This window comes from Lentzea albida, assembly GCF_900111005.1.
GTDB classification, from domain to species: Bacteria; Actinomycetota; Actinomycetes; order Mycobacteriales; family Pseudonocardiaceae; genus Lentzea; species Lentzea albida.
The window spans coordinates 351,294-368,038 of sequence record NZ_FOFV01000005.1; the positions used below are offsets into that span (position 1 = coordinate 351,294).

Genomic DNA, 16,745 nt, shown 5'->3' on the forward strand with positions numbered 1-16,745 from the left:
GGCGGGTGGGAACAGGTCCGCGTTGGAGTGCCTCTGACCTTGGGACACCACCTCCGTTTCCCGTTGCCACAACGGGGTCTTGCGAATCACCGCACCGGTCGTCGCGGGCGGAGTACTCGGAGCAGGAGCACCGTGAGGACGGCTCCCGCGGCGGTGACCGTGAGGATCACCCACATGTTCGGCCCCTCGTTCGAGGCCAGGGTCGCGTTGATGATGCCGCCGGCGGGCTGCGGTTCGGCGAACGACGAGTCGCCCGCGAGACCGGTGCTCTCCAGCAACGTCATGTGCTTCATCACCACGTCGATGCCCGCCTGGGCGAACCCGCGGATGACGTCGTTGCGGGTCCCCGAGCGCACCTTCGCGATGAAGGGGAAAATCTGGCCGTGCGCGGCGCGCAACCGGGCGACGAACGCCTGGTCGAACGCGTCACCCTCAAGCGCGTTGATCTCTTCCATCCACGACTGCTGTGCCGGGTTCGGCACGTCGGGCGTGGTCAGCCCGAACCCCGCGGCCGTCTTCTTCGTCAGCGCGTCCAGCATCATGTGGTCGAGCATGATCATCTTGCCGATCTGCTTGACCCTGGCGTTGGACGCCTTGGTGGCCGTGAGCTCGCCCATGGGCATCTCCCACAGGCCTGCGAGGCGCACCCGGTTGAGCAGTTCGCGGTCGTTCGCGGTCAGCGGTCCGCTCGGGGTGTCCATCACTCCCCCGGTGTCCGCGGGCTGTGCTGCAGCCGTGGCGGTCAGACCGGAGAAGAGGAACAACAGCGCAAAGACGGTGGCGAGGGCTCTGGTCATCGTCTTGTTGTCCTCGTTGTCCAAAGGAAGTCGATAGGGGGCGAATGATTTGCGGCTGAGCAGTGGGCTCAGTAACCGGGCGCTGCCGGAGGTGGCGCGGACTGCGGTGTCTGCGCCGTTCCGGAACCGGGGGACGTGCTCGGCGTACTGCTGCTCTTGCTGTTGTTCTGCGCTTTTCCGCCGGTGATCTTGGCGCCGTTGGGGGCCGTGACCCACCACGTGCCGCCCTTGCCCTGGCCCTTCATGTCGCCGGCGACCTTGTCCTCGGCGTAGGTGTACTGGGGCCAGCCCTGGATGGTGAGCTGCTTGGTGCCGTCCGGCCTGGTCAGGACGCCCATGGAGATCGGATCCACACCGGTCGCCATCGGCGTCTTGTCGGCGAGGACCGGCTTCCAGGCCTTCGCGCACTCCCCTTCGCAGTTGGACTTCGAGGGCTTGGGAACGTCCTTGTCGAACCGGTAGAGCGGGAGCCCCTCGGCGTCGATGACGAACCAGCCCATCTGGTCGTTGTTCGCGATGAAGTAGTTGTTCATACCGCTCAGATCAGCGGGTTTGGCCTGCAGGCCACCGGCGGCGGCCGCCCCACCGGGAGGGGTCTGGGTGCTGCCGCACGCGGTGAGGGAGAGAGCCAGTGCCGCCAGGGCGGTGATGGCTGGTCCACGTCGCATCGGCAGGTCCTTTCTCGGCGGGGTACCGAGGAGTACGGACACGATCCGGCAACGGTTCACGGACTTCGTGAGGAATATTTGCCTCTCGACTTCGGACGGTTGATGGGGCAAGGATGTCCCCCGTGGCGCGGCATAGACGTCAACGTGAGTTAGACGAACAATCACCAAGACCGGGATCTCTCGAGGAAGAGTTGATCCGTCGGCTGTACGAGGAATTCGGCAGTGCCCTGCTGGGACACTGCATGAGGTTGACGGGCCACGATCGCCAGTGGGCCGAGGACATCGTGCAGGAAACCCTGGTCAGGGCATGGCGCAACGCCGAGAAACTCGAGCGTGATCCCGTGCTCTTGCGGTCGTGGTTGTTCACGGTGGCAAGGCGGTTGGTCATTGACGACAGGCGCAAGAGAAGCGTCCGTCCGCAGGAGTTCGAACTGACCCCTTCGGACGAGTCGCCCTCCGGCAGCGAAGAGGATCGCACCCTCGCGGCGATCGTCGTGGCGGAGGCGATGAACGGTCTCTCGGAGGAACACAGGGAGGCTATTCTCGAAACATATCTGCGGGACCGCACCGTCGGTGAGGCCGCGGCGGCACTGGGTGTGCCACCGGGAACGGTCAAGTCGAGGGTGTACTACGCGCTCCGTGCGTTGCGGCGTGCGTTGCACGATCGGGGAGAGACGCGGTGACAACGGCACCAGATCACCTCGACGTCGCCGCCTACGTGCTCGGCATCCTCGATGCCGATGAGGTGGAGGCGTTCGAGAACCACCTGACCGAGTGTCGGCGGTGCGCGCTCGACCTGCGCGACTTCGCGGTGGTGCCGGACCTCATCGACGAGGCCGACGCCGGCGGGATGCTGCGCGGAACGGCCCCGGAACGCCCCGACGGCAAGTCGGTGCGGGTCATGCTCGACGCCGTCGCCGCGCGCAGGAAGCGCCGACGGTGGTTCGTCGCCCAGGGCGTCGCGGCCGCCGCCGCCGGCGTCGTGGCGGTGACGGCCGTGGTCACGACGCTCGTCGTGCGCGGCAGCGATGAAGGTTCGAACCAGGCGGCACCCCAGAACCCCGGCACGTCGACGTCGCAGACGAGGGTGGCGAACAACTCCTCCGACAAGTCGATGGAGCTCAAGCACCAGGACCCGAACAGCGGCGTCGGCACGAAGATCACCGCGTCCGACGAGCCGTCCGGGACGGCGATGGACATCGAGATCTCCGGCATGGCGGGCCCCGGCAGGGGATCGCTCGTCGCCGTCGGACGGGCGGGCCGCGTCGCGCAGGTCACGTCCTGGTACGCCCCGGAACCGGTGGCAGGGGACAAGAAGACCATCAAGCTGGCCGCCAACGTGGCCATGCGGTGGCACGAGATCGCGACGTTCCGGATCGTCGACGAGAACGGCAAGACGCTGCTCGAGGTCGTCGCTTCCTGACCTTTCCCGGCACCAGACCGCTGCCCCCATCGGATCCGTGAGATCCTGTGGGGGCAGTTGTCGTTCGAGGGGAAGGCTGTCTACGTGGCGATTGGCCCGTCAGCGGTCGAGCGCTGGCTCGATCTGTCCACAGAGGAGCTGCGCGTGCAGGTCTCGCGGCTCGTCTCCGCCCGGCTCCCGGGTGATCACGCTGTGTGGCAGGCGATTCGGCGTCATCCAGCACTGGTCCCCCGCATCCGCGGTGTCCTCTCCGGACTCGCGGCCACGGCGGCCGGTTCCAAGGACGAGGCCATGCAGAAGGTCTGGATCTCCAAGGCGCGCGCCGCCCTGGACCAGACCGCGGCCGCGCCGGTGAAGGCGGCGCCGAAGCCGGTGGTTGAAGAGGTGCCCGCGGAGGAACCCGAAGCGGTGATCGAGCTGCGGGAGCCGGAGCCGCAGCAGAGGCAACCGCACAGGGCCGTGCCGACGATGCTCTTCCAGGAGCCGAGCTAGCCGGTGCGACAGGAGGCGTAGGTGGAGCGTTCAGGTGGGGAGGGACGCCCTCGCGGCTCCGGCCCGCACGTCCACCACGACGACGCGGGAGCGGTGCCACGATCCGTCCGCGAACCCGCCCGCCGCGTTTCGAGTCACTAGGGAGCCCAGCACAGATGGTCGTCCTCGGATCGCTCGTCTCGTTGTCCGGTCTGCTGATCCTGCTGCTCCGCGACGCCCCTCTAGGCGGCCTGAGCCCTGCCGTCGCCGGCTGGGTGATGATCCCGCTGGGTCTGGTGTTCGCGGGGCTCGGCGTGCTGCGCAACCGCCGCAAGCGCGCCCAGAACGGTCCCGGCCCGGTCGGCAACCCGATCGCGCGCCTGAAGGCGTTGCCGCGGCTGTTCAGGACGTGGCGGAGCGGGAAGTACCCCGAGCTGCCGCGCAGCCAGGTGCTGATGTGGGCGGTGGCACTGGTCTACCTCGTGTCGCCGATCGACGTCCTGCCGGAGTTCCTTCCGGTGATCGGCGTGACCGACGACGCGGGTGTCCTCGTGTGGCTGCTCAGCAGCCTTTCGATCGCCTCAGGCTCGTACCTGCGCTGGGAGAAGGGCCATGGCGACACGGGTCGCGGGATCGAGGCCCCGTGAGGCCTCCTCGCGCATGATCTCGGCCAGGCCGGGCGAGACGTCCGCCACGGCCTGGAAGCCGAGGCGTTCGTAGTACGGCGCGTTCCACGGGATGTCGCGGAACGTGGTCAGCGTCACGGCGCGCTCGGCACGGGTGACGTGCTCGATGAGCGCAGCGCCGATCCCCTGACGTGCGTGCGAGGGGTGCACGCTCACCTGGTGGACGTGTGTGGCGCCGTCGACGTCCCCGACGGCGATGAACGCCACGGGCACGCCTTCCGCGCCGATCGCGACCCAGACCTCCTGTTCGGCGAGGTCCTCGAGGGACATCGGGTCGTCGTCGGCGATCTCGGGCATTCCGGCGTCTCGGAACGGTTCTCCGGACGCGATTTCGATCTGCTGGAGGTACGGCAGCTCGGCTGGTTGGGCGAGACGGATCAACACGCCCGTCATCCTGGTAGGTCGGACGCGTACCTTCCAGCCCGATAACGTTAAAGTCCGACTTGATGCGAACCAAGACAGTGCGCGTCCTCCTGGTCGAGGACGACGATGGCGACGCGGTGCTCGTGGAGGCACTGCTGGAAGAGGCGAACGCGCCGTTCGTGCTGTCGCGCGCCGGCACGCTCGCCGAGGCGGAGCAGATGCTCTCCGACGCCGAGTGCGTGCTGCTCGACCTCGGTCTGCCCGACTCACAGGGGCTCACCGGCCTGCACAGGCTGCTCGCCAAGCAGAACGCGCCGGCGATCCTGGTGCTGACCGGCCTCGACGACGAGCGCGAGGGCATCGACGCGGTCGCCGCGGGTGCCGAGGACTACCTCATCAAGGGCAAGGTCGACGGCGAGCTGCTGCTGCGCGGCGTCCGGTACGCGGTCGAACGCCGCCGCGCCGAGGACGCCCAGCGCAAGCTCCGCGAGGCGGAGCTGATCGCCGCCGAACGGGCCAGGCTCGAACGCGGCCTGCTGCCTCCCCCGCTGCTGCAGAACTCGGACGTCGACCTGGAGGTCCGCTACCAGCCCGGTGGCCAGCGGATGCTGCTCGGCGGCGACTTCTACGACGCGGTCGGCCTGCCGGACGGCACCGTGCACGCGATCATCGGTGACGTCTGCGGCCACGGCCCGGACGAGGCCGCACTGGGCGTCTGCCTGCGGATCGCGTGGCGCGCGCTGGTGCTCGCGGGCGAACCGGCGGAGAAGGTGCTCAAGACGCTCGACCAGGTCCTCGTCGCCGAACGGCACGGCGAGGGCATCTTCACCACGGCCTGCATGGTCACGGTGTCGCCGGACCGCCGCTCGGCCCGCTACTTCCTCGCGGGGCACCCCGAGCCGCTGATGATGGTCGGCAGGCAGATCGTGGACCTGCCGAAGTCGAAGATCGGCGTGCCGCTGGGCGTGCTGACGGACTACGCGTGGACCGGTGTGGACGTGCCGCTGCCGTCCGGCTGGTCGCTCGCCTGCTACACGGATGGACTGATCGAGGGCCGGGTACCCGACGACGTCGACCGCCTCGGTGTCGAACGCCTGTGCGAGATCCTGGGCAGACACCTGCAGGACGGCCCCAACTGGATGGACTCGGTCATCGCGGAGGTGACGGAGCTCAACGGCGGGGCGCTCGACGACGACGTGGCCATCCTGCTGCTGAAGGACGGAAAGTGAACCTGCCCCAACGGCTGCCGGCGAGCCGGCTGCTGGGCGTCATCGTGGTGGTCCTGCTGGCCATGACCGCGGTGGCGATCTCCTCCACGGTCGTCGCGCTCGACGCGCTCAGCTCCTCGCGGGCGCGGTCCGTCGACCGGATCGAACCCGCCGCACGCCGCGCGAACGACCTGAACCGCGCCCTGCTCGACCAGGAGACCGGCGTGCGCGGTTTCACCCTGACCGGGCAGAACGACTTCCTGCAGCCCTACCGGGACGGTCAGGCGGCCGAGACCGAGGCCGCCAGGACCGTCGTCGACCTGGTCGGCGACGTGAACGGCCGGGTCGGCCGCATCCAGGAGCTGGCCGGCCGGTGGCGCTCCGAGTACGCCGAGCCGACCGTCGCCACCGTCCAGCAGTCCGGTCCCGCCTCGGGCACCGGGGTGACCATCGAACGCGGGAAGGTGCTGTTCGACGAGATCCGCGCGGAGACGGCGGCACTGCAGTCCGACATCGGCGGGCTCGGCCGGGAAGCGCGCGCCAACCTCGACCGTGCGGCGAACGTGGTGTTGTGGCTGGTCATCGGCATGGGCGTGCTGCTGGTGGCGGTGATCGGCGGCCTGTCGCTGCTGCTGCACCGCCTGCTGATCGCGCCGCTCGCGAACCTCGCCGACCACACCCGGCAGGTGGCGTCCGGCGACTTCGAGCACGAGATCGACGCGGACGGCCCGCGCGAGACCGTGCAGCTCGGCGAGGACGTCGACGCGATGCGCCGCCGGATCGTGCAGGAGCTCGCGACGCTCGAGATGGCGAAGTCCGAGCTGCAGCGTTCGAACTCGGAGCTGGAGCAGTTCGCCTACGTCGCCTCGCACGACCTGCAGGAACCGCTGCGCAAGGTGGCGTCGTTCTGCCAGCTGCTGCAACGGCGCTACGGCGGCCAGCTCGACGAGCGCGCCGACCAGTACATCGGCTTCGCGGTGGACGGCGCCAAGCGCATGCAGGTGCTGATCAACGACCTGCTGGCGTTCTCCCGCGTCGGCCGCATGACCCGCGAGCTGATGGTGATCGACCTGAACGACCTCGTGCGCCAGGTCGTCGACAGCTACTCCGACCGCATCGAGGAGACCGGGGCGAGGCTCGACATCGCGGAGCTCCCCTCGGTGCGCGGTGAGGCGTCGCTGCTCAGCGCCGTCTTCCAGAACCTGATCAGCAACGCGCTCAAGTTCAAGGGCGACGAGGCACCGGTGATCAGCATCGCCGTGGAGCAGGACGGCGAGATGTGGAAGTTCACGGTGCGTGACAACGGCATCGGGATCGAGCCGGAGTACGCTGACCGGATCTTCGTCATCTTCCAGCGCCTGCACCCGAAGGACGCGTATCCGGGCACGGGCATCGGACTGGCGATGTGCCGGAAGATCGTCGAGTACCACGGCGGCACCATCTGGCTGAAGACCGATGTGGACTCCGGCACCACTTTTGAGTTCACCCTGCCCGTGGTACCCGAACTCGTCGCCCAAGCTGAGGAAGTACATGTCTGAGTCACCGCTGAACGTGATCGACGTCCTGCTCGTCGAGGACGACCCGGGCGATGCCCTGATGACGCAGGAGGCGTTCGAGCACCACAAGATCCGCAACCAGCTGCACGTGGTGAAGGACGGCGTGGAGGCGCTGGAGTTCCTGCGCCGCGAGGGCCAGTACGAGAACGCGCCGCGGCCGGGCCTGATCCTGCTCGACCTCAACCTGCCCCGCAAGGACGGCCGCGAGGTGCTGAGCGAGGTCAAGGCGGACGCCGAGCTGCGCTCGATCCCCGTCGTGGTGCTGACGACCTCCGAGGCGGAGGAGGACATCCTGCGCAGCTACAGCCTCTACGCAAACGCCTACGTGACGAAGCCGGTCGACTTCGACAGGTTCATCGAGGTCGTCCGGCAGATCGATGACTTCTTCGTCACCGTAGTGAAGCTGCCCCGCTGATCACGGCGGCACTGAAGTCCAGGCAGGAGCGGCAGATCTGCGCTTCCGCGCTTGAAAACACAGGCGCGGACTTGCTGCAGAACGAACAGTCGCCCACCTCGGCCACCTGGCCTTCCGAGATGCACAGGTCGCAGATCAACGCGGCCGGTCCGGCCATCATCTTGCCGACGTCGGCGGCGCCACGTCCGCAGAACCAGCAGCGTTCGGTCCTCTTGGACTGTTCCACGATCTGATGAACGCGCTGATGACTCATGCTCAGCGCTTCCGCGATCTCGCGCATCGACCCACCGGCGCGGTGCAGCTTCAGCACGCTGTGGTGGTACACGGCTTTCGCGATGTCGGCCTGGTCTTGGGCAGCGGCGGAGGCGGTCCCCGCCTTCCGTGCCGCTGCCAGCAGTTCTTCGTCCAGCGTCATGCCGTCTACCGTAGCTAGACGCGTCTACCTGAGATAGACGCCGTCCAGGTGAAGTAGACGCTCAGTCGACGCTGCGGACGATCACCGGTTCGTCGTCGGCCTGCACGACCCATTCCTGGGGCTCGCGGGGTTCAGGGAAGACCGGGGCCCAGATCCCCGTCCCACCGGGACGACGACCCTTCCTCAACTCGAATTCCTCTCGCGTGGTCATGCACTTCGGCTACCCGTCCCGGCGGAACGTATGCCTGTCAGCATGGTCGTGATGGCGTCCATGACCCTGCGCGTCGCCTCGTCGAGCACCGCCGCGGTGAGCTCGCGGCCGTAGAGGTCGGACAGGTCGACGGGCGCGCCCGCGACGACCTCGATCTTCTTGCGCGGCAACAACCTCGGCAGGAGGCTGCCCTTGGGCAGCAGGTCCTGGGTGCCCCACTCGGCGACCGGCACGACGGGCACGCGGGCCTCCAGCGCCATCCGCGCGACACCCGACTTGCCCTTCATCGGCCAGTTGTCGGGGTCCGTGGTGAACGTGCCCTCGGGGAACGCCATCACGCACTGACCCTCTCGCAACGCCTCCACGGCGGGCCTCAGCGCCTCCGAGGCCTTCACCGTGCCGCGTTCGACCGGGATGTGGCCACCGGACCGCATGATCCAGCCGACGACCGGTGCTCGCCACAGGGAGGCCTTCGCGAGCACTCGCGGCACCCGGTTCGACATGAGCGCGAACACCACGGCCGCCACCGCGTCCGCGTTGGACAGGTGGTTGAACGCGAGGACCACACCGCCGTTGCCCGGCACGTGGTGCTTGCCCCGCACCCGCAGCCGCACGAACAGCACCACGAAGGGCCACAGCACGTCGATCGCCAGCGAGAACCAGAAGCCACGGCCCCTGCGGGGCATCTTCCAGGTCCAGGCGGCCAGCTCAAGCGGTCTCACGCGGAGTATTCGAGCACGCCGGCGTTCAGAGTTCGGGTCAATTCGCCACGTTCGACCAGAACGTCGAGATGAGCGGCCGTCTCGCCGATCGCCAGCACCTGGTTGAACATGTCGAGGTCGTCGAAGCGGCGCTGGTGGCGCGTCCAGCCGATCTTGCGCGCGGTCTCGAACGCGCTGCCCGCCACGGCCTTGCCGATCTCCTCCAGGCGCTGCTCGTGGAAGTGCAGCAGCTCGTCGACGCGGGCGTGCGAGCTGTCGGTCACCTCGCCGTGCGCGGGCAGCAGCTTGAGGTCCGGCAGCTCGCGGGTGAGCCGCAGCGACGTCATGTAGTCACCCAGCGGCAGTTCGGGCCGCAACGGCTCGAAGCCGATCGACGGCGTGATGTGCGGCAGCACGTGGTCGCCGGAGAACAGCACCTTCGCGGTGTGGTCGACGAACACGACGTGCCCGCGCGTGTGCCCCGGCGTCGGGATCACCTCGAGCCTGCGGTGCTCCAGGTCCACGGTGCTGCGGACGAGCCACTCGTCCGGCTCCTCGTAGTCGCGCAACGCGTCACCGCGGTCGACGTGGTGCATGATCTTGATCCACGTCTCGGCCAGCTCCGCGGCACCCCACTTGCGCAGGTCGGCGACGTGCTGGTCGTCCTGGCCGTGCAGCATGTGGTTCAGCGACGGCTGCTCGCCGAGACCCAGCCCGATCCTGCTGCCGAACGTCCGGCGCAGCGACACGGCCATCGTGAAGTGGTCGCGGTGGACGTGCGTGATGAGGAACCGCTTGATGTCCTCGAAGCCCTTGTCCAGGGCGCCGAGGGCCGCTTCGAGCTGGGCCCTCGCCTCGTCCAGCGCCCAGCCGGAGTCGATCAGCACGAGGCCGTCGCCGTCCTCGATCGCGTAGACGTTCACCGCGCGCAGCCCGTCGTTCGGCAGCGGCAGCGGAATCCGGTGCACACCTGGTGCGACCTCGAACGCGCCCGGCTCACTCCACACGCTCGCCCACCTCGTCGTTAGCGACAGCAACTAATTCTTACCGGATGGTAACCCGGTATTCGGGGTGCTTGTCGATGTACTTCGCCACGAACGGGCACAGCGGCGAGATCTTGATGTTCCGCGCCTTCACGTCGTCGAGCGCGAACTGCGCGAGCTTGCCGCCGAGGCCCTGGCCGGCGTACGCGTCGTCGACCTCGGTGTGCACGAGGGCGAGGACTCCCCCGACGTTCCGGTACTCCAGGAAGCCGGCGAGCTCGCCGTCGACGTGGATCTCGTAGCGGCTCTCGGCCTCGTTGTTGGTGACCATCTGGCGTGCTCTCCGTCCTCGTGGGCTCCACACGGCCGTGCGGTGCTTCCTGCTTCAACAGCCTTGCGGCGAGGATGTTCCGGCTCGCGCCGCCCGGACCCGTGGCCGGTACGACGATCACCGTAGCGCGCCGCGGCGGGCCCCGTCGGGCGCGAGTTCGATCTCGGTCCGCCACCCCCGGCGCCGACGATGGAAAATGGCGGTCATGGACGTCTACCTCCTGATCCTGGGTGACCACCTGCCCAACCCCTGCACGGGCGAGGAGGTGTCGCAGGCCGACCGGCTGCGCGCGATGGTGGAGCAGGCGGTCGTGGCGGAGCAGGCGGGGTTCGCGGGTGTCGCCATCGGTGAGCACCACTTCACGCGCTACATCGTGTCCGCGCCCGAGCTGCTGCTGGCGTCCGTGGCGGCGCGGACGAGCACGCTGCGGCTCTCGACGGGCGTGACGCTGCTCGCCCACCGCGATCCGGTGCTGGTGGCCGAGGCGCTGGCGACGCTCGACGTGCTGTCGAACGGGCGCGCGGAGCTGATCGTGGCGCGCGGGGTCGACCAGCAGACCGACGCGGCGTTCGGGGTGCAGCCCGGCGAGCTGCGGGCGCGGTTCGAGGAGCACCTGCGGTTGCTGCTCAAGCTGCTGGAGGAGCCGTCGGTGAGCTGGGACGGGCGGTTCCGGGGGCAGCTCGACGACGTGACGACGACGCCGCGGCCGGTGCAGACGCCGCGGCCCACGGTGTGGATCGGGTCGGGGTCCGCGGTGTCGGCGGACCTGGGCGCGGAGCTCGAGATGCCGCTGATGCTGCCGTCGACCCTGCGGGACCCGTCGATCTACCGCGAGGTCGTGCAGCGCTACCGGGAGCGCTTCCCCACCGGGCGCGTCGGCGTGCCGAGCCACGTGTTCGTGGCGAACGACGACGCGCGGGAGCGCTGGCGGCCGCACCTGGCCGAGTACGCGCGGTTCGCGGACCCGTGGCGCGGGGACGGCGACATCGACGTCGACGCGATCATGGACGGTGCCGCGGTGTGCGGGACGCCGGACGAGGTCGCCGCGCGGCTGAACGAGCTGGCGGAGCACCTGTCCATCGACACGCACCTCGTGATGGTGGACATCGGGGGCATGCCGCACGAGTCGGTCGTCGAGACGATCCGGTTGTTCGGCGCGGAAGTGCTCCCGAAACTTGTTTAACGTGCTCGGTGCCAAGGGTTAACACAGGCCGGGCACCATTGAGGCGTGGGCATCACCGTCATCGGCATCACGCATCCTGGGCAGGTCGGGGCGCTCCCCGACGGCACGAACGTGCTGGTGCTGGCCGATGACGGCACGTTCGCCGAGGAGTTCCTCGACACCGACTTCGGCGCCCACCAGCTCGTGGTGCGCGCGTTCGGACGCGGGTCGGCTTTCTTCGGAGTGGCGGACAAGGCTCGTGAGTTGGGTGCGGATCGGATCCTCTTCGGTGGTGCGCACGACACCGCCGCCTCTTTCACCACCGGAGAGGATCCGGTGCTCGTGCTCGGCGTGCGCCCGCCCGGCGGCCCCATCGCGTGCAACGCGGCGTTCCTCGAGTGGCTGGACCGCTGGCCGCGGCCGGCCCGCGCCTACCACGGCGACGTCGACCACTGGCTCGCCGAGAACGCGCTGCGCGAAGGCCTGCGCGTCGAACTGGTTTCATGGCTGATGGAACCGTCCGTCCCCATGCGACGGAAGTTGACGGCCTAGTCATCTCAAGGCGGAAGACACTGTCCCGCCGGTGAAATACCGTTCCTCTCGTCGCACGCGATGACGCGTACGCACCGGAGCCGAGAGCTCGCTCGTCGTGTGCCCACTCGGGGGTAGGCGCACACTGGTTCAGGGTCATCTCAGGGGAGAACCTGAGCCTTCGGTGCGGCGGCGTCACCGAAGATGGTGCGCACGAAGCCCACAGAGGGGAACAGACAGGTGAGCGCGTCCGATGGAGTCGCGGCGAGAGCCGTCGACGTGTGGAAGTCCTATGGGTCCGGCGACGCCGCCGTGACCGCGCTCGCGGGGGTGAGCGTCGACCTGGAGAAGTCCAGGTTCACCGCGATCATGGGCCCGTCCGGTTCGGGCAAGTCGACGTTGATGCACTGCCTCGCGGGGCTGGACGACGTCACGAGCGGTGAGGTGTGGGTCGGGGACACCAAGGTCACCGGGTTGAAGGACCGCGGGCTCACGGAGCTGCGGCGCGACAAGGTCGGCTTCATCTTCCAGCAGTTCAACCTGCTGCCGACGCTGACCGCGGAGGAGAACATCACCCTGCCGCTCGCGATCGGCGGCAAGAAGGTCGACAGGGACTGGTTCGACGTCGTCGTCGACACGGTGGGTCTGAGGGACAGGCTGACCCACCGGCCGACGCAGCTCTCGGGTGGTCAGCAGCAGCGCGTGGCGTGCGCGCGTGCGCTCGTCTCCCGCCCCGACGTGGTCTTCGCGGACGAGCCGACGGGCAACCTGGACTCGCAGTCCGGTGCCGAGGTCCTCGGGTTCCTGCAGCGGTCCGCCCGCGAGTTCGGGCAGACGATCGTGATGGTCACGCACGACGCCAACGCCGCGTCGTACGCCGACCGCGTCATCTTCCTCAAGGACGGCCACATCGTCCGCGAGCTGCTGTCGCCGTCGGCCGACGAGGTCCTCGACACGATGAAGCACCTCGACTCCGTGGTCGCGGTGCCGCATGTTTAAGGCGACTCTGAAGAGCTTGCTCTCGCGCAAGCTCCGTCTCGTGCTGTCCGCGCTCGCGGTGGTGCTGGGCGTGATGTTCGTGTCCGGTTCGTTCGTCCTGACCGACACGCTCCAGCGTTCGTTCACCGACCTGTTCTCCTCGGCGTTCGCCAACGTGGACGTGTCGGTGTCTCCGAAGGCGGAGAAGGGCAAGCAACCGGAACCGCTGACGCCGCAGGCGATCGCGGACGTGAAGTCGGTGCCGGGGGTGGCGTCGGCGGTCGGGGACGTGCAGGGGTCCGCGCGGCCGATCGGCAAGAACGGCAAGGTCATCACCACGTCGGGCTCGCCGCGGTTCGGTTTCAACTGGACGGGCACCGGCCAGGAGAAGATCCGCGACGGCAAGGCACCCGCCGCCGAGAACGAGGTCGCCGTCGGCGGTTTCCTCGCGACCACCGGTGGTTTCAAGGTCGGCGACGACATCGCGTTGCTGACACTGGAGCCGAAGAAGACCTTCAAGATCACCGGCATCTACGAGTACGCGGGCGGACGCGACTCGCTCGGCGGTGAGCTGTCGGTGGCGTTCACCGAGCCGGTCGCGCAGCAGTTGTTGCTGGGCAAGAAGGACGTGTTCTCCGGCATCACCGTCACGGCGGCGCAGGGCACGTCGGATGACGCGCTGCGCGACGCCGTCGCGGCCAAGCTCGGTTCCGGCTACGACGTCAAGACCGGCGCTGCGCTCGCGAAGGAACAGGCCGACCAGATCAACGAGGGCCTGAAGTTCTTCAACTACGTGCTGCTCGGCTTCGCGGGCATCGCGTTGTTCGTCGGCATCTTCATCATCCTCAACACGTTCTCCATCATCGTCGCCCAGCGCACGCGGGAACTGGCGCTGCTGCGGTCGATGGGCGCCTCGCGCGGCCAGGTCATCGGGTCCGTGGTGCTGGAGGCGTTGGTGATCGGCCTGATCGCGTCGATCGTCGGTCTCGGGGCCGGCGTGGGCGTGGGCGCGTTGCTGGCCACCATCTTCAGCTCGCTGGGCGGCAGCAGCCTGCAGCTCGCGGGGATCGGCGTGCCGATGTCGGCGATCATCTCGTCGTTCGCGGTGGGCATGATCGTCACCGTGGTCGCGGCGGTCATGCCGGCGCTGCGGGCGTCGCGGATCGCCCCGGTCGCGGCGATGCGGGAGGCGGCGACGCCGGACCGCCCGCTCACGAAGATCACGATCACGGGCGCGGCCGTCGCGGCTCTGGGCGGCACGTCGCTGGGGTTCGGCTTCAACCAGGCCTCGCTGCCGTTGATCTTCGGCGGCATCCTGGTGGCGTTCGTCGGTGTCGCGCTGCTGACCCCGATCCTGTCGAAGCCGATGGTGTCGCTGATCGGCCGCCTGCTGTCGTGGTCGATGCCGGGTCTGCTGGGCCGCCGCAACTCCGCGCGCAACCCGCGCCGCACCGCCATCACCGCGGCCGCCCTGATGGTCGGCATCTCGCTGATCACCGGCGTGAGCGTGGTGCTGACGTCGGCGACCAAGTCGATCGAGAAGCTGGCCTCCGGTCAGCTCCAGACCGACCTGATCATCTCCGGCGAGGGCCAGGTGGAGGGCCAGCCCGCCACGTTCCAGCGCGACGTGCTGACGAAGGTCGAGAAGACCGACGGCGTGAAGTCGGCCTTCGGCTGGGCGTCGGACGGCGTGCTGCAGGGCGAGGACCAGCTCTTCGCCGTCGCGGTCACGGACGTGAACGCGCTGAAAGAGATGTTCGCCCTCAAGCCGAAGTCCGGTGCCATCTCGCCGTTGCGGGACGACCAGCTCGGCCTGCCGGAGGACCTCGCGACCGAGAAGGGCTGGACGGTCGGCAGCACGATCACGTTGCAGCTGGCCAAGGGCGAGCCCCGCACGTACACGGTCGGCTTCGTCTGGGCCAAGTCCCAGGTGCTCCAGGGCGCGATGGTGCTGCCCGAGTCGGCGTCGAAGGACTTCCGCTCGGACCAGATCGGCCAGGCCTTCGCCCAGGTGCAGCCGGGGGCGAACGTGGCGGACGTGCAGAAGCGCGTCGAGCCGCTGTTCGCGGACAACCCGGAGATCACCGTCCAGGACCGCAGCGGGTTCGTGAAGCAGACGACCTCGCAGTTCGACACGGTCCTGCTGATGATCCAGATCCTGCTGGCCCTGGCGATCCTGATCGCGGTGCTCGGCGTCATCAACACCCTGGCGCTGTCGGTGATCGAGCGGACCCGCGAGCTGGGCCTGCTGCGCGCCATCGGCATGCGGCGGGCGCAGGTGATGCGGATGATCACCGTCGAGTCGGTGGTGATCTCGGTGTTCGGCGCGGTCCTCGGCCTCGCGGTCGGCCTCGCGCTGGGCGTCGCGACCGTGCAGGCGCTGAAGGACCAGGGCATCTCGGAGCTCGGGTTCCCGTGGGCCACGATGGCGCAGTACCTGGTGGTGGCGGCGGTGGTCGGCGTGGTGGCGGCGATCCTGCCGGCGATCAGGGCGGCGCGGCTGAACGTGCTGGACGCGATCGCCTACGAGTGAGGCGAACCGGGGCGGTCGCGCCTGGGGTGAGCCGTGCGGAAGCGGCTGTGCCGGGCGGTCGCCTCTGGTGAGGCGAACAGAGGGTGCCGTGCCGGCCGCCGCGGACCGGTGAGGCGAAGGGGAGGGTGCCGTGCCAGGCCTTCGCGGGCCGGCACGGCACCCTCCTATCGTGCGTGCTCACTCGCGGGAGGGGCTGCGCCGGGCCGCCGCTGGCCGACACAACCCCTCCCCTCTCTCACGCGTGCGGGCAGGTGTCCCTGTACGCGGAGATGAGCGTGTTCGGCGCGGGCGCCGGGCACAGGAACTGGTCGTACCGCACGTCGTCGTCCACGAACCGCTTCAACCACGACAGCGTGTACTTCCGCACCGTCACGTTGTCGCTGCGCGGCGCCGAGTGGTCACCGCCGCGCAGTTCGAGGAACGCCTTGTCCGGCGCCGCGGTGATCGAGTTGTAGAACGGCGTCGAGTGCTGCGAGTTCGGCGCGGTGGGGTCGTTCTGGCCGCCGAGCACCAGGGTCGGCACCTGGACCGTCGACCAGTTCTTCGTGGTGTGCCAGCCGGCCATCGGGATCGACGCCTGCAGGGCGGGGCGGGTCGCGGAGGCGCGCAACGCTCCCCCGCCGCCCATGGAGTGGCCCATGACCGACAGGCGCGAGGCGTCCACGCGCGGGTTGGTGCGGACCACGTAGTCGAGCGCGGCCAGCAGCTGGCGGCCTCGGCTGTCCGGGTCGTCGAAACCGGACAGGGTGTTGATGGTGATCACCACGAAGCCGTAGGACGCCAGGCGCGGGCCGAAGTGCGCGACGGACGTCTGGGTGGCGGTGAAGCCCGGTGAGATGGCGACCGCGCCGAACGTGAGGTCGCTGGTCGGTGTGTAGACGGTGCCGCCGCCGAAGTTCGACTGGCGGGCCACGGCCGCGGACGTCACGGCGAACGTGCCCCTGGCGGCTTCGACGGAGGCGGCCGTGGGTGCGGGGCCGCGTTCGTAGGGGTTGGCCGCCGCGGTGGCGACGGCGGGGGCGGTGGCTGGGATCAGCGCCAGGACCAGCGCCGCAAGCATGGGTTTGACGCGCACGACGAAGACACCTCAATTGGTTGCAGGGGAACCAAAAGCGACGGCGAGGCACACGCTACCGCCCGGTAGCCCCGCTCCGATCCGGCCATATGGATGGTTACCGGGATGTTTCGACGGTGTTCGACGGCACGTCGTCGAAATCGACGCGGTCACCCAGCGCAGCGGACCGGGACGTTGTCGTCCTGTCCAGTCACCGGAGAAGCGGTATGCGGCGACTCGGACGGCCCACGAGGGTGAT

21 protein-coding genes are annotated in these 16,745 nt (G+C 68.8%); 12 read left to right on the top strand and 9 right to left on the bottom strand.

Translation table 11 applies throughout. The annotated features are described in order from the left end of the window. Positions 1-86: 86 nt before the first annotated feature. Together BMY74_RS16220 and BMY74_RS16225 are read right to left on the bottom strand one after the other, a co-directional pair. A complete protein-coding gene (locus BMY74_RS16220; RefSeq protein WP_089916586.1) occupies positions 87-821 on the bottom strand; it encodes a DUF4142 domain-containing protein in 735 nt (244 codons plus the stop codon). A 44-nt stretch (positions 822-865) separates the two neighbouring features. Then, entirely contained in the window at positions 866-1,465 is a 600-nt protein-coding gene (locus BMY74_RS16225) for a COG4315 family predicted lipoprotein (protein WP_089916589.1), read from the bottom strand. A gap of 113 nt (positions 1,466-1,578) precedes the next feature. Here BMY74_RS16225 and BMY74_RS16230 point away from each other — a divergent pair, with 113 nt between their 5' ends. The 4 genes from BMY74_RS16230 to BMY74_RS16245 all read left to right on the top strand — a co-directional run bounded on the left by BMY74_RS16230 (position 1,579) and on the right by BMY74_RS16245 (position 4,006). Beyond that, positions 1,579-2,148, top strand: a complete 570-nt coding sequence (locus tag BMY74_RS16230) for a sigma-70 family RNA polymerase sigma factor (RefSeq protein ID WP_045315736.1) — start codon at positions 1,579-1,581, stop codon at positions 2,146-2,148. Beyond that, entirely contained in the window at positions 2,145-2,888 is a 744-nt protein-coding gene (locus BMY74_RS16235) for an anti-sigma factor family protein (RefSeq protein ID WP_089916592.1), read from the top strand. Before BMY74_RS16230 ends, BMY74_RS16235 begins: the two co-directional genes overlap by 4 nt. An 84-nt stretch (positions 2,889-2,972) precedes the next feature. After that, positions 2,973-3,380: a hypothetical protein gene (locus tag BMY74_RS16240; protein WP_143091588.1), complete on the top strand. Its 408-nt coding sequence runs from the start codon at positions 2,973-2,975 to the stop codon at positions 3,378-3,380. A gap of 155 nt (positions 3,381-3,535) precedes the next feature. Continuing rightward, positions 3,536-4,006, top strand: coding sequence for a YkvA family protein (locus BMY74_RS16245; RefSeq protein ID WP_089916598.1), 471 nt, complete (start codon positions 3,536-3,538; stop codon positions 4,004-4,006). Here BMY74_RS16245 and BMY74_RS16250 read toward each other — a convergent pair. Continuing rightward, a complete protein-coding gene (locus tag BMY74_RS16250) occupies positions 3,941-4,426 on the bottom strand; it encodes a GNAT family N-acetyltransferase (RefSeq protein ID WP_218159651.1) in 486 nt (161 codons plus the stop codon). The two genes, BMY74_RS16245 and BMY74_RS16250, sit on opposite strands and share 66 nt — an antisense overlap. Before the next feature lie 65 nt (positions 4,427-4,491). Between BMY74_RS16250 and BMY74_RS16255 the strand changes: the two genes are divergently transcribed. The 3 genes from BMY74_RS16255 to BMY74_RS16265 are packed head-to-tail and all read left to right on the top strand — an operon-like array spanning position 4,492 to position 7,587. Beyond that, positions 4,492-5,637, top strand: coding sequence for a PP2C family protein-serine/threonine phosphatase (locus BMY74_RS16255; RefSeq protein ID WP_089916601.1), 1,146 nt, complete (start codon positions 4,492-4,494; stop codon positions 5,635-5,637). Then, complete coding sequence (locus tag BMY74_RS16260; RefSeq protein ID WP_089916604.1) at positions 5,634-7,154, top strand: sensor histidine kinase; 1,521 nt, start codon at positions 5,634-5,636, stop codon at positions 7,152-7,154. The genes BMY74_RS16255 and BMY74_RS16260 overlap by 4 nt, the downstream gene beginning before the upstream one ends. Further along, on the top strand, positions 7,147-7,587 hold the full coding sequence (locus tag BMY74_RS16265; protein WP_089916606.1) for a response regulator: 441 nt from the start codon (positions 7,147-7,149) through the stop codon (positions 7,585-7,587). Before BMY74_RS16260 ends, BMY74_RS16265 begins: the two co-directional genes overlap by 8 nt. On the opposite strand, the gene BMY74_RS16270 is transcribed toward BMY74_RS16265, so the two are convergent. From BMY74_RS16270 to BMY74_RS16285, 5 genes are all read right to left on the bottom strand, one after another. Continuing rightward, positions 7,562-8,002, bottom strand: coding sequence for a ClpX C4-type zinc finger protein (locus BMY74_RS16270; RefSeq protein ID WP_089916609.1), 441 nt, complete (start codon positions 8,000-8,002; stop codon positions 7,562-7,564). The genes BMY74_RS16265 and BMY74_RS16270 overlap by 26 nt on opposite strands. Before the next feature lie 61 nt (positions 8,003-8,063). Continuing rightward, a complete protein-coding gene (locus BMY74_RS45075; protein ID WP_176960101.1) occupies positions 8,064-8,213 on the bottom strand; it encodes a hypothetical protein in 150 nt (49 codons plus the stop codon). Then, positions 8,210-8,935, bottom strand: coding sequence for a lysophospholipid acyltransferase family protein (locus BMY74_RS16275; RefSeq protein ID WP_245786153.1), 726 nt, complete (start codon positions 8,933-8,935; stop codon positions 8,210-8,212). The genes BMY74_RS45075 and BMY74_RS16275 overlap by 4 nt, the downstream gene beginning before the upstream one ends. Beyond that, positions 8,932-9,921 (bottom strand): MBL fold metallo-hydrolase, encoded by a 990-nt coding sequence (locus BMY74_RS16280; RefSeq protein ID WP_245786154.1) that lies wholly within the window; start codon positions 9,919-9,921, stop codon positions 8,932-8,934. The genes BMY74_RS16275 and BMY74_RS16280 overlap by 4 nt, the downstream gene beginning before the upstream one ends. A gap of 37 nt (positions 9,922-9,958) precedes the next feature. Then, positions 9,959-10,228, bottom strand: coding sequence for a GNAT family N-acetyltransferase (locus tag BMY74_RS16285; protein ID WP_089916612.1), 270 nt, complete (start codon positions 10,226-10,228; stop codon positions 9,959-9,961). Between the two features lie 205 nt (positions 10,229-10,433). Between BMY74_RS16285 and BMY74_RS16290 the strand changes: the two genes are divergently transcribed. From BMY74_RS16290 to BMY74_RS16305, 4 genes are all read left to right on the top strand, one after another. Continuing rightward, positions 10,434-11,411, top strand: coding sequence for an LLM class flavin-dependent oxidoreductase (locus tag BMY74_RS16290; RefSeq protein WP_177229770.1), 978 nt, complete (start codon positions 10,434-10,436; stop codon positions 11,409-11,411). Between the two features lie 45 nt (positions 11,412-11,456). Next, positions 11,457-11,942, top strand: coding sequence for a hypothetical protein (locus BMY74_RS16295; protein ID WP_089916618.1), 486 nt, complete (start codon positions 11,457-11,459; stop codon positions 11,940-11,942). A 219-nt stretch (positions 11,943-12,161) separates the two neighbouring features. Next, on the top strand, positions 12,162-12,920 hold the full coding sequence (locus BMY74_RS16300; RefSeq protein WP_245786155.1) for an ABC transporter ATP-binding protein: 759 nt from the start codon (positions 12,162-12,164) through the stop codon (positions 12,918-12,920). After that, positions 12,913-15,432, top strand: coding sequence for an ABC transporter permease (locus BMY74_RS16305; RefSeq protein WP_089916624.1), 2,520 nt, complete (start codon positions 12,913-12,915; stop codon positions 15,430-15,432). The genes BMY74_RS16300 and BMY74_RS16305 overlap by 8 nt, the downstream gene beginning before the upstream one ends. Before the next feature lie 235 nt (positions 15,433-15,667). Here the strand turns inward: BMY74_RS16305 and BMY74_RS16310 are convergent, their stop codons facing one another. Continuing rightward, positions 15,668-16,507 (bottom strand): dienelactone hydrolase family protein, encoded by an 840-nt coding sequence (locus tag BMY74_RS16310; protein WP_089916627.1) that lies wholly within the window; start codon positions 16,505-16,507, stop codon positions 15,668-15,670. 105 nt (positions 16,508-16,612) lie between these two features. On the opposite strand from BMY74_RS16310, the gene BMY74_RS47010 reads away from it, so the two are divergent. After that, a complete protein-coding gene (locus BMY74_RS47010; RefSeq protein WP_177229771.1) occupies positions 16,613-16,744 on the top strand; it encodes a 50S ribosomal protein L32 in 132 nt (43 codons plus the stop codon). Position 16,745: the final 1 nt, after the last annotated feature.

Bases quoted from the DNA above. Each gene is read 5' to 3' on its own strand.
- BMY74_RS16225 (WP_089916589.1), bottom strand. From the start codon at position 1,465: ATGCGACGTGGACCAGCCATCACCGCCCTGGCGGCACTGGCTCTCTCC.
- BMY74_RS16230 (WP_045315736.1), top strand. From the start codon at position 1,579: ATGTCCCCCGTGGCGCGGCATAGACGTCAACGTGAGTTAGACGAACAA.
- BMY74_RS16245 (WP_089916598.1), top strand. From the start codon at position 3,536: ATGGTCGTCCTCGGATCGCTCGTCTCGTTGTCCGGTCTGCTGATCCTG.
- BMY74_RS16255 (WP_089916601.1), top strand. From the start codon at position 4,492: ATGCGAACCAAGACAGTGCGCGTCCTCCTGGTCGAGGACGACGATGGC.
- BMY74_RS16265 (WP_089916606.1), top strand. From the start codon at position 7,147: ATGTCTGAGTCACCGCTGAACGTGATCGACGTCCTGCTCGTCGAGGAC.
- BMY74_RS16270 (WP_089916609.1), bottom strand. From the start codon at position 8,002: ATGACGCTGGACGAAGAACTGCTGGCAGCGGCACGGAAGGCGGGGACC.
- BMY74_RS45075 (WP_176960101.1), bottom strand. From the start codon at position 8,213: ATGACCACGCGAGAGGAATTCGAGTTGAGGAAGGGTCGTCGTCCCGGT.
- BMY74_RS16285 (WP_089916612.1), bottom strand. From the start codon at position 10,228: ATGGTCACCAACAACGAGGCCGAGAGCCGCTACGAGATCCACGTCGAC.
- BMY74_RS16290 (WP_177229770.1), top strand. From the start codon at position 10,434: ATGGACGTCTACCTCCTGATCCTGGGTGACCACCTGCCCAACCCCTGC.
- BMY74_RS16305 (WP_089916624.1), top strand. From the start codon at position 12,913: ATGTTTAAGGCGACTCTGAAGAGCTTGCTCTCGCGCAAGCTCCGTCTC.
- BMY74_RS47010 (WP_177229771.1), top strand. From the start codon at position 16,613: ATGTTTCGACGGTGTTCGACGGCACGTCGTCGAAATCGACGCGGTCAC.